This is a genomic window from Krasilnikovia cinnamomea, from assembly GCF_004217545.1.
GTDB lineage: Bacteria > Actinomycetota > Actinomycetes > Mycobacteriales > Micromonosporaceae > Actinoplanes > Actinoplanes cinnamomeus.
In genome coordinates, this window is sequence record NZ_SHKY01000001.1 from 4,328,497 (window position 1) to 4,343,623 (window position 15,127).

Annotated in this window: 18 protein-coding genes; 7 read left to right on the top strand and 11 right to left on the bottom strand. The window is 72.4% G+C overall.

Annotated features, from left to right (window positions below; all coding sequences use genetic code 11):
* Positions 1-17 precede the first annotated feature (17 nt).
* Complete coding sequence (locus tag EV385_RS19675) at positions 18-1,376, top strand: cystathionine beta-synthase (protein WP_130510791.1); 1,359 nt, start codon at positions 18-20, stop codon at positions 1,374-1,376.
* A 94-nt stretch (positions 1,377-1,470) separates the two neighbouring features.
* Here the strand turns inward: EV385_RS19675 and EV385_RS19680 are convergent, their stop codons facing one another.
* Positions 1,471-2,448, bottom strand: a complete 978-nt coding sequence (locus EV385_RS19680) for a S1C family serine protease (protein ID WP_242624963.1) — start codon at positions 2,446-2,448, stop codon at positions 1,471-1,473.
* A gap of 147 nt (positions 2,449-2,595) precedes the next feature.
* Here EV385_RS19680 and EV385_RS35165 point away from each other — a divergent pair, with 147 nt between their 5' ends.
* On the top strand, positions 2,596-2,979 hold the full coding sequence (locus EV385_RS35165; protein WP_242624964.1) for a hypothetical protein: 384 nt from the start codon (positions 2,596-2,598) through the stop codon (positions 2,977-2,979).
* Between the two features lie 333 nt (positions 2,980-3,312).
* Here EV385_RS35165 and EV385_RS19690 read toward each other — a convergent pair whose 3' ends face one another.
* The 4 genes from EV385_RS19690 to EV385_RS19705 form a co-directional block, all read right to left on the bottom strand.
* Positions 3,313-3,810 (bottom strand): GNAT family N-acetyltransferase, encoded by a 498-nt coding sequence (locus EV385_RS19690; RefSeq protein ID WP_130510792.1) that lies wholly within the window; start codon positions 3,808-3,810, stop codon positions 3,313-3,315.
* Positions 3,782-4,711, bottom strand: a complete 930-nt coding sequence (locus EV385_RS19695) for a ribonuclease Z (RefSeq protein WP_130513430.1) — start codon at positions 4,709-4,711, stop codon at positions 3,782-3,784. Before EV385_RS19695 ends, EV385_RS19690 begins: the two co-directional genes overlap by 29 nt.
* 302 nt (positions 4,712-5,013) lie before the next feature.
* On the bottom strand, positions 5,014-6,468 hold the full coding sequence (locus EV385_RS19700; protein ID WP_130510793.1) for a CYTH and CHAD domain-containing protein: 1,455 nt from the start codon (positions 6,466-6,468) through the stop codon (positions 5,014-5,016).
* 40 nt (positions 6,469-6,508) lie between these two features.
* Positions 6,509-6,841 carry a hypothetical protein gene (locus tag EV385_RS19705; RefSeq protein ID WP_242624965.1) on the bottom strand — a complete coding sequence of 111 codons (333 nt, stop codon included), beginning with the start codon at positions 6,839-6,841 and terminating at the stop codon, positions 6,509-6,511.
* Between the two features lie 169 nt (positions 6,842-7,010).
* Here EV385_RS19705 and EV385_RS19710 point away from each other — a divergent pair, with 169 nt between their 5' ends.
* Positions 7,011-7,292, top strand: a complete 282-nt coding sequence (locus EV385_RS19710) for a hypothetical protein (RefSeq protein ID WP_130510794.1) — start codon at positions 7,011-7,013, stop codon at positions 7,290-7,292.
* Positions 7,293-7,307: 15 nt separating this feature from the next.
* Positions 7,308-7,898, top strand: a complete 591-nt coding sequence (locus EV385_RS19715; protein ID WP_130510795.1) for a hypothetical protein — start codon at positions 7,308-7,310, stop codon at positions 7,896-7,898.
* A gap of 51 nt (positions 7,899-7,949) precedes the next feature.
* Here the strand turns inward: EV385_RS19715 and EV385_RS19720 are convergent, their stop codons facing one another.
* From EV385_RS19720 to EV385_RS19740, 5 genes are all read right to left on the bottom strand, one after another.
* Complete coding sequence (locus EV385_RS19720; protein WP_207229876.1) at positions 7,950-8,441, bottom strand: GNAT family N-acetyltransferase; 492 nt, start codon at positions 8,439-8,441, stop codon at positions 7,950-7,952.
* 5 nt (positions 8,442-8,446) lie between these two features.
* Positions 8,447-8,728 carry a type II toxin-antitoxin system TacA family antitoxin gene (locus EV385_RS19725; RefSeq protein ID WP_130510796.1) on the bottom strand — a complete coding sequence of 94 codons (282 nt, stop codon included), beginning with the start codon at positions 8,726-8,728 and terminating at the stop codon, positions 8,447-8,449.
* A gap of 58 nt (positions 8,729-8,786) precedes the next feature.
* Positions 8,787-9,446 (bottom strand): peptide-methionine (S)-S-oxide reductase MsrA, encoded by a 660-nt coding sequence (msrA, locus tag EV385_RS19730; RefSeq protein WP_130510797.1) that lies wholly within the window; start codon positions 9,444-9,446, stop codon positions 8,787-8,789.
* Entirely contained in the window at positions 9,335-9,994 is a 660-nt protein-coding gene (locus tag EV385_RS36135; protein WP_423203072.1) for a trypsin-like serine protease, read from the bottom strand. Before EV385_RS36135 ends, msrA begins: the two co-directional genes overlap by 112 nt.
* A gap of 240 nt (positions 9,995-10,234) precedes the next feature.
* Positions 10,235-10,648: an HIT family protein gene (locus EV385_RS19740; RefSeq protein WP_130510798.1), complete on the bottom strand. Its 414-nt coding sequence runs from the start codon at positions 10,646-10,648 to the stop codon at positions 10,235-10,237.
* Positions 10,649-10,672: 24 nt separating this feature from the next.
* Here EV385_RS19740 and EV385_RS19745 point away from each other — a divergent pair, with 24 nt between their 5' ends.
* The 3 genes from EV385_RS19745 (at position 10,673) to ilvA (ending at position 14,611) form a co-directional block, all read left to right on the top strand.
* Complete coding sequence (locus tag EV385_RS19745; protein ID WP_130510799.1) at positions 10,673-11,824, top strand: cystathionine gamma-synthase; 1,152 nt, start codon at positions 10,673-10,675, stop codon at positions 11,822-11,824.
* A gap of 24 nt (positions 11,825-11,848) precedes the next feature.
* Positions 11,849-13,213 (top strand): amidase, encoded by a 1,365-nt coding sequence (locus tag EV385_RS19750; protein ID WP_130510800.1) that lies wholly within the window; start codon positions 11,849-11,851, stop codon positions 13,211-13,213.
* A gap of 165 nt (positions 13,214-13,378) precedes the next feature.
* Complete coding sequence (gene ilvA, locus EV385_RS19755; RefSeq protein WP_130510801.1) at positions 13,379-14,611, top strand: threonine ammonia-lyase; 1,233 nt, start codon at positions 13,379-13,381, stop codon at positions 14,609-14,611.
* Between the two features lie 16 nt (positions 14,612-14,627).
* Here ilvA and greA read toward each other — a convergent pair whose 3' ends face one another.
* Positions 14,628-15,122 (bottom strand): transcription elongation factor GreA, encoded by a 495-nt coding sequence (gene greA, locus EV385_RS19760; RefSeq protein WP_130510802.1) that lies wholly within the window; start codon positions 15,120-15,122, stop codon positions 14,628-14,630.
* Between the last annotated feature and the right edge of the window lie 5 nt (positions 15,123-15,127).

Below are 15,127 nucleotides of genomic sequence, written 5' to 3' on the forward strand. Positions count from 1 at the left end.
CGTCGTTAGGCTAAGGCGTGCGCTACTACGACAACGTCGTCGAGATGATCGGTGACACGCCCCTGGTCCGGCTGCACAGCGTGACCGAGGGCATCGCCGCGACCGTCCTTGCCAAGGTCGAGTACTTCAACCCCGGCGGGTCCGTGAAGGACCGCATCGCGCTGCGGATGGTGGAGGACGCCGAGAAGTCCGGCGCGCTCCAGCCCGGCGGCACGATCGTCGAACCCACCAGCGGCAACACCGGCGTCGGTCTGGCCCTGGTCGCCCAGCTGCGCGGCTACCGCTGCGTCTTCGTCTGCCCCGACAAGGTCAGCGAGGACAAGCAGAACGTGCTGCGCGCGTACGGGGCGGAGGTCGTGGTCTGCCCGACCGCCGTGGCGCCCGAGGACCCCCGCTCGTACTACAACGTCTCGGACCGGCTGGCCCGCGAGATCCCCGGCGCGTGGAAGCCCGACCAGTACAGCAACCCGGCCAACCCGCGCTCGCACTACGAGCAGACCGGCCCCGAGCTGTGGACCCAGACCGCCGGGAAGATCACCCACTTCGTGGCCGGGGTCGGCACCGGCGGCACCATCAGCGGAATCGGGCGCTACCTCAAGGAACAGGGCCCGGTACGGATCGTCGGCGCCGACCCGGAGGGCTCGGTGTACTCGGGCGGCACCGGGCGGCCGTACCTGGTGGAGGGTGTCGGCGAGGACTTCTGGCCGACGACCTACGACCGCGACATCTGCGACGAGATCATCGAGGTCTCCGACAAGGACTCCTTCGAGATGACCCGCCGCCTCGCCCGCGAGGAGGGGCTGCTGGTCGGTGGCTCCTGCGGCATGGCCGTGGTGGCCGCGCTGGAGGCGGCCCGCCGGGCCGGACCGGACGACGTGGTCGTGGTCCTGCTGCCCGACGGCGGCCGCGGCTACCTGTCGAAGATCTTCAACGACGGCTGGATGGCCCGGTACGGCTTCCTCACCACCGGCGGCGACGAGCCCACGGTGGCGACCATGCTCGGCAACAAGAGCGGCGACATCCCGCCGCTGGTGCACGTCCACCCGACCGAGACCGTCCGGGACGCGATCGACTACATGCGCGAGTACGGCGTCAGCCAGCTGCCCGTGCTCAAGGCGGAACCGCCCGTGGTCACCGGCGAGGTGGCCGGCTCGATCGCGGAGAAGGCGCTGCTGGACGCGCTGTTCACCGGTCAGGCGCACCTGCACGACACCATCGAGCGGCACATGGCCGAGCCGCTGCCGATGATCGGTGGCGGCCAGCCGGTGAGCGAGGCCGTGACCCTGCTGGAGCACGCCGACGCCGCCATGGTGCTCATCGACGGCAAGCCGGCCGGGGTGCTCACCCGGCAGGACCTGCTGGCCCACCTCAGCTGAGCCCGCCCGACGGCGCCGCCCAGGTGGCGGCGCCGTCGGCGTGCCGCCGGGCGCGAGTCCACGCAGGTGGCCGCCGCTCCCCGGCGCCGGACCCCTACGCCAGCTCCGTCGGCACCGTCACCACGTCGACGAACGCGTCGCGGCGCAACACGGTCACCGGCAGCCGGGTGCCGATCGCCGGGCCGAGCATCAGCCGCTGCAACCGCTGGACACTCTGCACCGGCTGCCCGCCCGCGCTGACCAGGATGTCGCCGAGGTAGATCCCGGCCGTGCCGGCGGGGCTGCCCGGGACCACCTCCACGACCCGCAGGCCGATCCGCTGGCCGAGCCGGGCGCCGATCGGCGGCGGCAGCGGGACCGGCACCCCGGCGATGCCCAGCCAGGCCCGGCGGACCCGGCCGTGGGACACCAGCTCCCCGACGATGTGCCGGGTCGTCGCGTTGACCGGTACGGCCAGGCCCAGGCCGTAACCGGCGACGGCGGTGTTGATGCCGACCACGGTGCCGGCGGCGTCCGCCAGCGCCCCACCCGAGTTGCCCGGGTTGAGGGCGGCGTCGGTCTGGATGACGCTGTCGATGATCCTGGTCCGGCGGCCGTCCCGGGTCGGCAGCGAACGGCCGAGCCCCGACACCACCCCGGCGGTGACGGAGCCGGCGAGGCCCAGAGGGTTGCCGACCGCGACGACGAGCTGGCCGATGCGCAGCAGGTCGGCGTCGCCCAGCGGGGCCGCGGGCGCGCCGCGGTGGTGCACCCGCACCACCGCGAGGTCGGAGAGCGGGTCGGCGCCCACCACATCGAACGCGCTCTCGGTGCCGTCGGCGAACTCGGCGGTGCCGCCGACCGCACCGGACACCACGTGCGCGTTGGTGAGCAGGAACCCGTCGTCGGTGAACGTGACGGCCGACCCCGCGCCGGGACCGCGCGGGGTGCGGACGGCCAGAGCCGCGACGGAGGGCAGCAGCCGGGTGGCCACCCCGGTCACCACCCGGCTGTAGGCGTCGAGGGCCTGCGCCTCGGCGTCCGGGCGTTCGGTATCCATGCCGCCGTCAACGCCGCCCCCGCGCCGGGTCATGCCCGTTGATCGTCCGCCCACGGCGAACATCGCAGCCGCCGTAACGCATAGTGGGGGCAATCGCACAGAAAGTCCGACCGCTGGGCCGGTGGTCGGAGTTGTATGTGTCGTGACGGACATACGCCACTGCTGACGGAGGGGTGAGGAATGGTCTCTGTCGACCAGACTGAACCGGCCGACATCGTGGATCGGCTGCTCTGGCGCGACGCGCAGCACCTGCTCGGCCGCCACGACCGGCCGGACGCCGACTTCAACTGTGTCTGGTGTGGACGGCGCTGGCCGTGCGCACCACGGCGGCTCGCCGAACGGGCGAACACCGCCGCGCGCCGCCCGTGGCGGGAGGCGTGGACCCTACGGCACGACCTGAACAGCATCCGCCCCACGGGACTGCACGCCGGGCTGCGCGACAACCTCGACCGCCGCCGTACGGCGGGTCCGGCCGGGGCGGACCGGCGGGCCCGGCGGGCCGCCAACCGCACGGCACACGAACCGCCGCCCCGCCACCGTGCCAACCGGGGGGCGTTCGGCTGACCCACACGGAGATCGGCGCCAGACCCGGTTGACGACAACAGAAAACCGCGACGTCGTACGGCGGCCCGGCCGTCCCCCGGCGGGCCCAGCCCTCCCCGGCCCGTACGACGCCTCCCCGGCGGTGACGCCGCTGTGCCCCGCCAGCACACCGGCATCCCGCGAAGACCCGCCCAGGAAACTGGATCGACCGGCACGCCTCCGCCGGTCAGCGCCTCCGGCCAGGCGCAACCCCCGGTTTGGGCGGGCGCGGTAGGCGGGAGCGCGCGACCACAGGTTCCCCCGCATTCACTCGGTCGCGCGTTCCCGCCCTCCTTTCGTCGCGCACGCGCGACGTCAGTCCGTCCGAGTGCGCGAATACCTCAGCTGACGAGCCGTTTCGGAGCCCATCGGCTGGTCGCGGGTCGCACCGTCCGGCACCCAGCCGCCGCGCTCGTAGAAACGCCGGGCCCGGGTGTTGCCGTCGAGCACCCACAGCACGGCCCGCGCGCCCAGGTGCGGCAGGGCGTCCAGCATCAGCAGCCGCCCCACGCCCCGGCCCACCCGTTCCGGGGCGACATGGATCGCGTACAGCTCGGTGACGCCCGGGTCCGGGGTCGGCCCGAGGTAGGTGAAGCCGACCAGTTCCCCGTCCGCGTCCGCGACCGTCAGGCGGTGGGTCTCCCGCTCCCAGCGCCACCGTTCCGCCCACCACTCGCCGAGCGCCGTGGGCGAGCCGTGGTTCAACGCCTCGGGGGAGAACAGCCCCGCGTACGCGCTGCGCCGGGAACGGAAGTGCAGGGCACCGACGGCGGGCGGATCGGCCTCAACGGCGGGGCGCAGCAGGACGGTCATCGCCCGACGGTAGCCGGGCCGGTACGGGCACCCGCATGAGGTCCTCGGCCAGCACGATCTCGCCGGTGAACTGCGCGCGGGCCTCGTCCAGGAACGCGCGCGGGTCCGGGTAGCGCTGGGAGAAGTGGGTGAGCACCAGGGTGCGTACCCCGGACTCGCGGGCCACGGCCCCGGCCTGACCGGCGGTGAGGTGACCCACCTGGGCGGCCAGCGCGGCGTCCGCCGCCAGGAAGGTCGACTCGATGACCAGCAGGTCGGCGCCCTCGGCGAGGGCGTACACCGAGTCGCACAGGCCGGTGTCCATGACGAACGCGAAGCGCTGGCCCGGCCGCGGCACGCTCACCTCGGCCAGGGTGACCCCGTCCAGCCGGCCGGTACGCAGCAGCTCGCCGATCGCGGGCCCGGTGATGCCGTGCGCGGCCAGGCGGTCCGGCAGCATCCGGTGGCCGTCCGGCTCGACCAGGCGGTACCCGTACGTTTCGATGGAATGCCGCAGCGGCAGCGCGGTGAGCCGCCCCGCGGACGTCTGCACCGCGAAGCCCGCGCCCACCGGCTCGGGCCGCAGGTCGGTGTTGTCCCAGAAGCTGGTGGCGTGCCGCAGCCGGTCGAAGTACTCCCGGCCGCTCGCGGGGAAGGCGACCGCGACGGCGTGCGGCACCTTGTCCAGGGAGATCCGCTGGATGACGCCGGGCAGGCCGAGGCTGTGATCGCCGTGGAAGTGCGTGATGCAGATCCGGGTGAGCGGGCTCACGGCCAGCCCGGCCAGCAGCATCTGGCGCTGGGTGCCCTCGCCGGGGTCGAACATGATCGTCTCGTCGTCCCAGCGCAGCACGTAGCCGTTGTGGTTGCGGTGCCGGGTCGGCACCTGGCTGGCCGTGCCGAGGACGACGAGTTCGCGCATCGGGTCCGTCCGCCCTTCCGGGGACATGAAGCGACCCCCGGGGTTCTCCGCGCTCGCGAGGAGCGCGGTCCGGTCGGACAAGGCCGGAACCCCGGGGGTCGGGTGGCTGTCTGGTATTCGGCCGGGACCGCTGCCACACGGTCTCGACATGGGGTTTCATTCTGCTGTCGAGGACAGCGGCCTAGCGGACAGCCACCTCACGAGTCCCGTAGCTATACAACGTCGGACCACCTCCTTTCGCGTGTACCGCCCACCGTAGTCAGGGTGCCGAAACACGACAACGGTATTTACCCAGCCGGGCGTCAGCCGAGCCAGCCACGCAGCTTGGGGCGGCGGGACGCGGCCTCGACGGCGGACAGCTGCGCCAGGGTGTCGTCGCCGACGCGCTCCTGGCGGGCGTAGAGCACCCCGTACGGGAAGCCGTCCTCGCCGGCGGCGCGGGCGGCGTCGGCCAGCTCGCGCAGCAGCTCCCGGGCCACCACGGAGTCCTGATGCCCGCCCAGTACGTCCTGCAGGTCCGTCAGCCTGTCGACCAGCTTCGCGCCGGGCTTGCCCGCGCCGCCGGCGAGCACCTCGACGGCGTAGCGGGCCCGCTTGTACGCCTTGCGGGCGTCGTGCAGTTCCGCGTCGACCCCGTCCGCGTGGGCCTGGTCGAGCAGCCGGTCGGCCTTGGCCAGCGCCTTGCGGACCCGGCCCTTCGGGTTGGCGTCGCTGCCCGCGGGCGCGTCGACCAGGGCGTCGAGCACGTCGAGCAGGCGCAGGTACCGCTCGCTGTCGAGCTGCTCGGTCAGCGCCGCCCGGCCACGGGTCTCCGCGTCCCGCAGGTGCTCCCGGATCCGCCGCGCGACGGTACTGAACTCCGGACCCTCCCGATCCACCGTGGCCAGGAGCTTGTGTGACTGCACCTGGGCGTCGCGGACCGCGCCGAGCAGGTCGGCCAGCCACTTCAGCTCGTCGGTGACCGGGCCCGCGGCCTGCGGCGGAAACCAGGCCTTGAACGTACGCAGGGTGCTGCGCAGGCGCCGGGTCGCGACCCGCATCTTGTGCACCGCCTCGGGCTCGCCCCGCCGTACCCCCGGGTCGTACGCCTCGATCGCGTCGCGCTGGGCCCGCGCGTACGCCAGCACGGGGTCGGGCCGCCCGTCGCCGCCCAGGCCGGGGGCGGGCAGCTGGTCGCCGAGCGCGCGGGCCAGCTTCGAGGGCCCGCCGGCGGGGGTCGCACCGGCCGCCAGCAGTGCACGTTCCACCGCGGTGAGCACCTTCTTGGAGCCGTCGACCAGCTCGACCTCCAGCTCCTGCCAGTGCTGCCGGCCGGCGTCGGTCTCGGCGGTGACGGTGTCCTGGGCGACCAGCGCGAGTGTGTGTCCGTCGTCGTCGCACAGCGGGGTCTCCCGCCGCACGGTACGCAGGCGGGCCACCGGGCGCAGGTCGCGGTCCCGCACGATCGCCCGCACCTGTGCCTGCAGGGGGCCGGGCACCTCGTCGGTGCCCGCGTCGAGCGGGAGCCGGTGCTCGGTGCGGGTCGCGCCGTCGCCGGGCGTCTTGAGATGCCAGCCGGCGTCCGAGCCGCCGGTCCGCCGCCGCAGCGTGTGCCGGTGCTGGGCGAGCCTGAGGTCCTCGGTGTCGAAGTAGGTGGCGTCGAGGTTGTGGGTCTCGGCGTCGCTCGTCCGGCTCACGCCGCCGACACCGGTCAGCGGTGGCAGCTCGAAGTCCGCGGGGACGTCGTACTTGCGCTCGGTTTCAGTGGCGCTCTCCATTCTGTCTATCTTGCCTGCCGGGGCGCTCGCGGCACAGGGCTCACACCGGCTCCCGGCGATGGCTGCGCAGGTACAGCGCGCGGGAGAAATTCGCGGTGGCGGCGCCGTAGTACATCGTGGCCTGGGTGGTGTTGAAGGTGGTGTCCGCGAGGGCCTTGCGGGCCTTGGCGGTGTTGTTCCAGCGGATCTCCGCGTCGGACTCGCCGATGCCCCGGCTCGAGCACAACTGCCGGTTCAGTTCCTTGCCCGTCACGAACGACTCGAGGGCTGTCTCCGCCTCCTGCATCATGGTGCGTGCCTTCTCGAGGAGGGACTCGGCCAGCGTCCAGCTGAGCTCTTCGCCCTCGTCGTTGTCGATCATGAACTCCGTCATGTGTGCCCCTCCCGTGGCGCAACCTCCTGGTTTGTCCGCAGGTACCAGTGTCCGTTGAGCCTCGGCGGGTGTCGATCTTTTTCGCCCACACGGGTGGTGAATGCGGGTTGACCTGATCCTTACGAACCGCTCGCCATCCGCTGACGGTGCGAGCCAAGGATCCTCGGTCATGAGACGAACCCTCGCCATCGCGCTGGCGGCCACGGTGCTGCTGGCCGGCGGCTGTGCCCGCCACCGTGCGCCGGCCGAACCGGCCACCACCGAGCAGCCGGCGGCCGCGACCCGGCAACCGGCTCCGGCCGCCACCGCGTCCACCCCGACGTCGCGGGTGACGCGCACCCAGGCCGCCGGGCCCGAAGACGCCGGGCCGAGCCCGGACGTCGACGGCCTGCTGGACGAGGTCGACCGGCAGTTGTCCAGCGACCAGCAGCCGGCCGAGGACCAGGACTGAGAGATGAGGACACCGATGAACCGCATCCCCCGTACCGTCGTGGTGGGCGCCGCCGCGCTCGCCGTCACCCTCGGCGCGGGCGCGCCCGCCCGCGCCGACGTGGCGGACAAGCCCCTCGACAAGGCCAAGACCGTGGTCACCGCCCGGATCGACAAGCGCCTCGCCGCGCTCCAGCGCTTCGACGCCACGCTGGGCAAGGCCGGCAGGGTGCAGGCCGGGCACCGCGCCGCGCTGGACAAGCTGATCGACGACCAGCGGGCCGGGCTCACCGCCCTGCGCGCCAAGGTCGCCGGGGAGAGCACCGCGGCGGCGGTCAAGACCGACGCGCAGAGCATGGTCGACGACTTCCGCGTCTTCATCCTGACCGGACCCAAGGTCCGGCTCACCAAGGCGATCGACACCGAGCTGGCCGTGGTCGCCAAGCTGGAGGGGCGCTCGGGCGTCGACCAGGCCAAGCTCGACGCGGTGGAGCGGTCGCTGACCGGTCAGGTCGACAAGCTGCTGGCCATCCAGCCCGGACCGGACGGGGACGCGATCCGCGCCCAGGTCCAGCCGATCCGCGAGGCGGCCCGCAGCGCGCGCGGCACACTGAAGTCCCTGAAGTGACGGGACCCTGGTCCGGGCGCCGTGGGTCGGCGCCCGGATCGGGTTACCGGTTCACGGCGCGACGGCTGCGGCGATGTCGCTGACCTTCTGGATCAGCCGCATCGTGCCGGGTATCTCACGGAAGCCGTGATGGAGATAGAACCCGTGGGCGGCTTCATCGATCGCGTCGACGACCACGAACCGAGCGGCGACCGTGCGGGTGGCGACGACGATGCGCTGCAGTGCGTCCGCGAGAAGGGCGCCGCCGAGGCCCTGACCGTGCAGTGCCTTGTCGAGTGCGAGCCGGGCCAGCAACACTGCGGGGATCTGACCAGGATTTCCCCGCCCGAGTACGCGTGGAAGTTCCTCGCGCACGATCAGGTGTGCGGCGATCGTGTAGTAGGCGACGACCCGTTCATCGTCGTGCCAGACGAAAGTCCGGCCGGTGCGGCGCGCCTCGGTGGTGAGGGCATGCTGCTTGAGCCAGCTGTCGAGATCGGGCTTGCCGCTGTCGAAGTGTTCTGTGACGTGGTGCTCGCTCAGCGCATCGCTGATGAAGGCCACGAACGCTACCGCCGTTCCACGACGCTGCCTGCCCGCTCTGCGGCGCGCTGCAGGGCGGAGTTTGCCTGGGCTGGGGCGTCAAGAGCCTGCAGGAGTTCCTCGAAGAACTCGGCAGGCACGACGGTGGCGACGAGATGCTCCTGCAGCACGCGGTTGGCGCGCTCCTCGGCGGCGGTCCGCGCGAAGTCTGACGTGCTCTCATGCACGAGGCCAGCCGCCTGCTCGATGCGGCTTTTCGCTTCTGGGCGCAGACGGAACTCGAATCGGGCCGATGCCGCGGTGGTCATGTCGTCCTCCTGTGTACGTACGAGTGTACGTACACAGGAGGGGGCCAGCAATGCCTTGTCAGGCGGACTTGCCGACGCCGATCGGGCAGGACATTCCGTTCGGGCCGTGGTTGCAGTAGCCGTCCGGGTTCTTCGCGTCCGACAGGTACTGCTGGTGGTAGTCCTCGGCGTAGTAGTACGTACCCAGCGGGGTGATCTCGGTGGTGATCTCGCCGTGCCCGGCCGCGCGCACCACCGGCGCGAACGCTTCGCGCGACGCCTCGGCCGTCCGCGCCTGGGCGTCGGTCGTGGTGTAGATCGCCGACCGGTACTGGGTGCCGACATCGTTGCCCTGCCGCATGCCCTGGGTCGGGTCGTGGTTCTCCCAGAACGTCTTGAGCAGCTGCTCGTAGCTGATCTTCGCCGGGTCGTACACCACCTGGACGACCTCGGCGTGCCCGGTCATCCCCGAGCAGACCTCCTCGTACGTCGGGTTCGGGGTGGTCCCGCCCGCGTAGCCGACCGAGGTCGAGTGGACGCCGGGCAGGCGCCAGAAGATCCGCTCGGCGCCCCAGAAACAGCCCATTCCGAAGACGACGGTCTCGTACCCGGACGGCCATGGGCCCTTCAGCGGGGTACCCAGCACGGTGTGCGTCGCCGCGACCGGCATCGCCAGGGGGCGACCCGGCAGCGCCTGCTCGGGTGTGGGCAGCTCAAGCTTCTTGTACCGCAGGAACACGGCCAACTCCCTTCATCCGCCCTGCGTAACGCCGCCCGCCCGGCGATCCTTACCCGGGATCCCGACCGGCGTCGGACGGCGTTTCCCCGGCGCGCCGCCACAGCGGGCGGCCGCGCCGGGATGACACCTAAAGGATCCGTGGGCGGGCGCTGACGGTCCAGCCGGTGCCCACGGCCAGCCCGGGGCCGGTGAACAGCTTGCTGTCGGTGGTCAGGTCGCCTCGGGAGGCCCAGGCGCGGAGTTCGCCTTCGGCGTTCTGGGCGATGATGTCGGTTTTGCCGGCGCCGTTGAAGTCGCCGGTGATGATGCGGGGCTTGTTGGCCCAGCCGCTGCTTCTGATCCGGCACCCACGTGTCAGCGGTGCGGCCGTACCCGACCACGCGCAGGACGTCCCCGGCGGCGGGAGCGGCCGTGGCGAGCGACACCGGGGCGACCGTGGTGACCGGCGTCTGCAACCGCAGGAGAGCGGCGTCGCGGTCCGCGTGCGGCACCACCCACGTCACGCTGACGGTGCGGCCCAGTTCGACCGTGATCGGCTGGCTCGGCACCCTGCCCGTCGCGTTGTCCTTTCTGTTCCCCGAATTTGTCGGTGATCACCGACACCGGTATCGCACGCGGTGCTTACCGGGCAGCGGAAACGCGGGCCCACCGGTCACAGTGGAGACATTTCCGCCAGGAAGGCTGGCGCGCAGCCAATCATTTAAATCCGTGAGATCATACCGAGTACCGTGCCTCGCACAACTCGCCCGGAACTTGCCGAATATCACTCAGGAAATGTCAGCGGCGGACTACCGCAGGGCGGCCGTGATGCGCGTCGCGTAGGAGGTGGCCTCGTCGTCGGAGGCGTACTTGTGGCGCGGCCAGAAGAAGCCGCGCAGGCCGTCACCCTTGGTTCGCGGCACCACGTGCGCATGCAGGTGCGGCACCGATTGGGATACCACGTTGTTCATCGCCACGAACGTGCCCTGCGACCCCAGCGCGTCCGGAACCGCCCGCGCCACCCGCTGCACCTGCGCGAAGAACCCGGGCAACAGCTCGGCACCCAGCTCGCCGAGCTGGCCGACGTGCGGGCGCGGCACCACCAGCACGTGGCCCTTGAAGACCGGGCGGACATCCAGGAACGCCACCGCGTCGGGACCGTCGGCGACCGTGAATGCCGGCACGGTCCCCGCCACGATTCCGCAGAACAGGCAGTCGGGCACGGCAGCAGACTAGCCTTGGCCGGCATGACGGGTAACCAGTACGGCTTCGACACTCTCGCCATCCACGCCGGCCAGGAGCCGGAGCCGCGGACCGGCGCGGTGGTGCCGCCGATCTACCAGACCAGTACCTACGCGCAGGACGCCGTGGGCTCCCCGCGCCTCGGTTATGAGTACAGCCGGTCCGGCAACCCCACCCGCGACGCGCTGCAGGAATGCCTGGCCGCGATCGAGGGCGGCCGCCGCGGGCTGGCGTTCGCCAGCGGCCTCGCGGCCGAGGACACCCTCTTGCGTACGGTGTGCCGCCCCGGCGACCACGTGGTCATCCCCGACGACGCGTACGGCGGCACGTACCGGCTGTTCGCCAAGGTCGCCGAGAACTGGGGGCTGGACTGGACGGCCGTGTCGCTGGGCGACCTGGACGCGGTGCGGGCAGCGTTCCGTCCCGGCCACACCCGGCTGATCTGGGCGGAGACCCCGACCAACCCGCTGCTCGGCATCGCCGACGTCGCCGCGCTGGGCGCGCTCGCGCACGAGTACGACGCGTTGCTGGCGGTCGACAACACGTTCGCCTCGCCGTACCTGCAGCAGCCGCTGGGCCTGGGCGCGGACGTCGTGGTGCACTCGACCACGAAGTACCTGGGCGGGCACTCCGACGTGGTCGGTGGTGCGCTGATCACGGCCGACGAGGACCTGGGCGAGCAGCTGGCGTTCCACCAGAACGCGATGGGCGCGATCAACGGCCCGTTCGACGCGTGGCTGACGCTGCGCGGCATCAAGACCCTCGGCGTACGGATGGACCGGCACTGCGACAACGCCGAGCGCATCGTGGCGTACCTTTCCGGCCACCGCGCGGTGGCGGATGTCCTGTACCCGGGCCTGGAGTCGCATCCCGGGCACGAGACCGCGGCCAAGCAGATGCGCCGCTTCGGTGGGATGGTGTCGTTCCGGGCGGCGGGCGGTCCGCAGCAGGCGATCGACATCTGCAACCGGACGAAACTCTTCGTGCTCGCGGAGTCACTGGGCGGAGTCGAGTCGCTTATCGAGCACCCGGGTCAGATGACACACCTGAGCGCCGCGGGTTCCCCGCTTGAAGTACCAGCCGATCTCGTGCGACTGTCAGTCGGCATCGAGACCGTTGACGATCTGCTCGCCGATCTGGAGCAGGCGCTCGGCTAGGTCCTTTCCGGACGGAGACCGTTGATGGACAACGCAACGACGACCTGGGTGGGCGCGACGGCGAAGCAGATCGCCCGCGCGGTCCGGCGCGGTGACGTGTCGGCCACCCAGATCGTCGCCGACCACCTCGAACAGATCTCGGTCACCGACCCGTCGCTGGAGGCGTTCCGGACGGTGCGCGCGGGCGAGGCGATCGTCGAGGCGGAGAAGGTCGACGAGCAGGACGACCTGGCGAACCTGCCGCTGGCCGGGGTGCCGGTGGCGGTCAAGGAGAACACCCCGGTGGCCGGGCTGGCGACGTCGCAGGGCGCGGCGGTCCGTTCGGCCGTCGCCGAGGAGGACCACGAGGTGGTGCGGCGGCTGCGCGGCGCGGGCGCGGTCGTGGTGGGCACCACCCGCATGCCCGAGCTGGGCCTGTGGGGGACCACGGACGGCCCGGACGGCGCCACCCGCAACCCATGGGATCTGGACCGTACGCCGGGCGGCTCCTCGGGCGGCGCCGCCGCGGCCGTGGCGGCCGGGCTGGTGCCGATCGCGCACGGCACCGACGGGCTCGGCTCGGTGCGCATCCCGGCCGCCTGCTGCGGGCTGATCGGGCTCAAGCCGGGCAGCGGCGTCATCCCCCGCGAGCTGGGCGTGGACGGCTGGTTCGGGCTGGTCGAGCACGGCATTCTGGCCACCACGGTCGCGGACGCGGCGCTCGGTTTCAGCGTGCTGGCCGGGGGGCGGCCCGCGAAGCTGGTCGAGCCGGGGCGCCTGCGGGTCGGGGTCTCGCTGCGCTCACCGGTGCTCGGCGTCCGCCCGGACGTACCGAACCGCGAGGCGGTCTCCGTCGCGGCGCGGCTGCTCGGCGGCGCGGGACACGACACCGTGACCGCCGACCCGGTCTACCCGACCGCCCTGAACCTGGCCGGCCTGGCGACGTGGTTCGCGGCCGCGTACCGGGAGGCTGAGGGCACCGGCGTGGACCCGCAGACGTTGCAGCCACGGACCAGGCGGCACGTGCGGCTGGGCCGGTGGGCATGGCGCCGCGGATACGTACGGCAGGAGCAGCGGGACGGGTGGCGGGCCCGCTCGATCCGGTTCTTCGCGGAGCACCGGGTGGATCTCCTGCTCACCCCGGCGCTGGCCGGACCGCCCCCGGCCGCGGACGGGCACACGGGCGCCCGGTGGGGCCGCAACGTGCTGACGAACCTGCGCTACGCGCCGTACGCGGCGCCGTGGAACGTGGCGGGCCTGCCCGCGATCGTCGTTCCGGTGGGGGTGCGCCCGGACGGGCTGCCGCTGGCCGTGCAGCTGGTCGGGCCGCCCGACTCCGAGCTGCTGCTGCTGGCGGTCGCGGGCCAGTTCGAGATGCGCAACCCGTGGCGGCGGCACGTGCTGGCGTGAGCCCCGGCTGACCTGTCCCGAGCTGCCAGGGGCGAGCCGGGCGCGCTGCTCCCGAGCTGTCCGGGGCGAGCCGGGCGCGCAGCCCGCCGGTCGGGGGCGACGGGTAGCGATCCCGCCACGGACCAGCCGTGCGGGATCGGCGCGACCGGTGGCAGGATGCGAGCCATGACGGGTGGCGGCATGGATCTGCTGGAACTCGCGGATGTCGAGGCCGCGCGGACGCTTCTCACGGGCGTGGTGCGGCGTACCCCGCTGGTCCGCTCCGGGCCGCTGACCCGGATGATCGGGCAGCCCACCTGGCTCAAGTGCGAACATCTGCAGCGCGCGGGGGCGTACAAGGTGCGCGGCGCGTACACCCGGATCGCGCGGATGCCGGAGTCCGAGCGCGGGCGCGGGGTGGTGGCCGCCAGCGCGGGCAACCACGCCCAGGGGGTCGCCCTGGCCGCCGGGCTGCTGGGTATCCGCGCCACGGTCTTCATGCCGGAGGGCGCGCCGCTGCCGAAGGTGTCGGCCACCAAGGGGTACGGCGCCACGATCGAGTACGCGGGCACCAGCGTCGACGACGCCCTGATCGCCGCCCGGGCGTTCGCCGAGCGGACCGGCGCGGTGTTCATCCACCCGTTCGACCACCCGGATGTGATCGCCGGGCAGGGCACGGTCGGCCTGGAGATCCTCGATCAGTGCCCGGAGGTGGGCACGATCGTGACCTCGATCGGGGGCGGTGGGCTCATCTCGGGGGTCGCGGTGGCGGTCAAGGCGCTGCGCCCGGACGTACGGATCGTCGGCGTGCAGGCCGCCGGGGCGGCCGCGTTCCCGGCGTCGCTGGCGGCGGGTGCCCCGGTGAAGATTCCCCGGTGCGCCACGATCGCGGACGGCATCGCGGTGCAGCGGCCGGGCGACCTGACGTTCGCGCACGTCAGCAAGCTGGTCGACGACGTGGTCACGGTCAGCGACGAGGAGCTGTCGGCGGCGCTGCTGGTGCTGCTGGAGCGGCACAAGCAGGTGGTGGAGCCCGCGGGTGCGGCCGCGGTGGCGGCCCTGCTCAGCGGGAAGGTGGGGGCCGAACCGCCGGTGGTGGCGGTGCTGTCGGGCGGCAACATCGACCCGATGCTGCTGCTGCGGGTGATCGAGCACGGGCTGGCGTCGGCGGGCCGGTTCCAGCGGCTGTCGGTGCGTACCCCGGACCAGCCGGGTGAGCTGGCCCGGCTGCTCGGGGAGATCGCGAAGACCCGGGCGAACATCGTCGACGTGCTGCATTCCCGGCAGAATCCGCGCCTGGCCTTCGGCGAGGTCGAAGTGCAGCTGTCGGTGGAGACCCGGGGGCCGGACCACTCGGCGGCGCTGATCACCGCGCTACGGGATGCCGGTTACGCCGTGGCGCAGTCCGGCACCCCGTAGTTGGGCTCTGCGGCGATCAGCCGCCGAACGGCTCGAACGTGACGATCGTCACCTTGATGTCCGATCCGCTCGGGGCGGTGTACGTGACGGTCTGACCCGGCCCCGCCCCGAGGATGGCCTTGCCCAGCGCCGACTCGGGGCTGTACACGGTCAGGTCGGTGGTCGAGGAGATCTCGCGGGAGCCCAGCAGGAACGTCTCCGTGTCCGTCTGGTCGTCGTCGAAGTAGATCGTGACGACCGTGCCGGGAGCGATCTTGTCCGCCGTCGGCGCCTCCCCGACCTGCGCCGTACGCAGCAACTCCTGCAGCTGGCGGATCCGGAACTCCTGCTTGCCCTGCTCCTCGCGGGCGGCGTGGTAGCCGCCGTTCTCGCGCAGGTCACCCTCCTCACGACGCGCGTTGATCTCCGCGGCGATCACGGGCCGACCGGCGATCAGCGCGTCGAGTTCTGCCTGCAAGCGGTCGTGGGCGTCCTGGGAGAGCCAGGTCCGCGACGCTTCTGAACTGGACACAGACG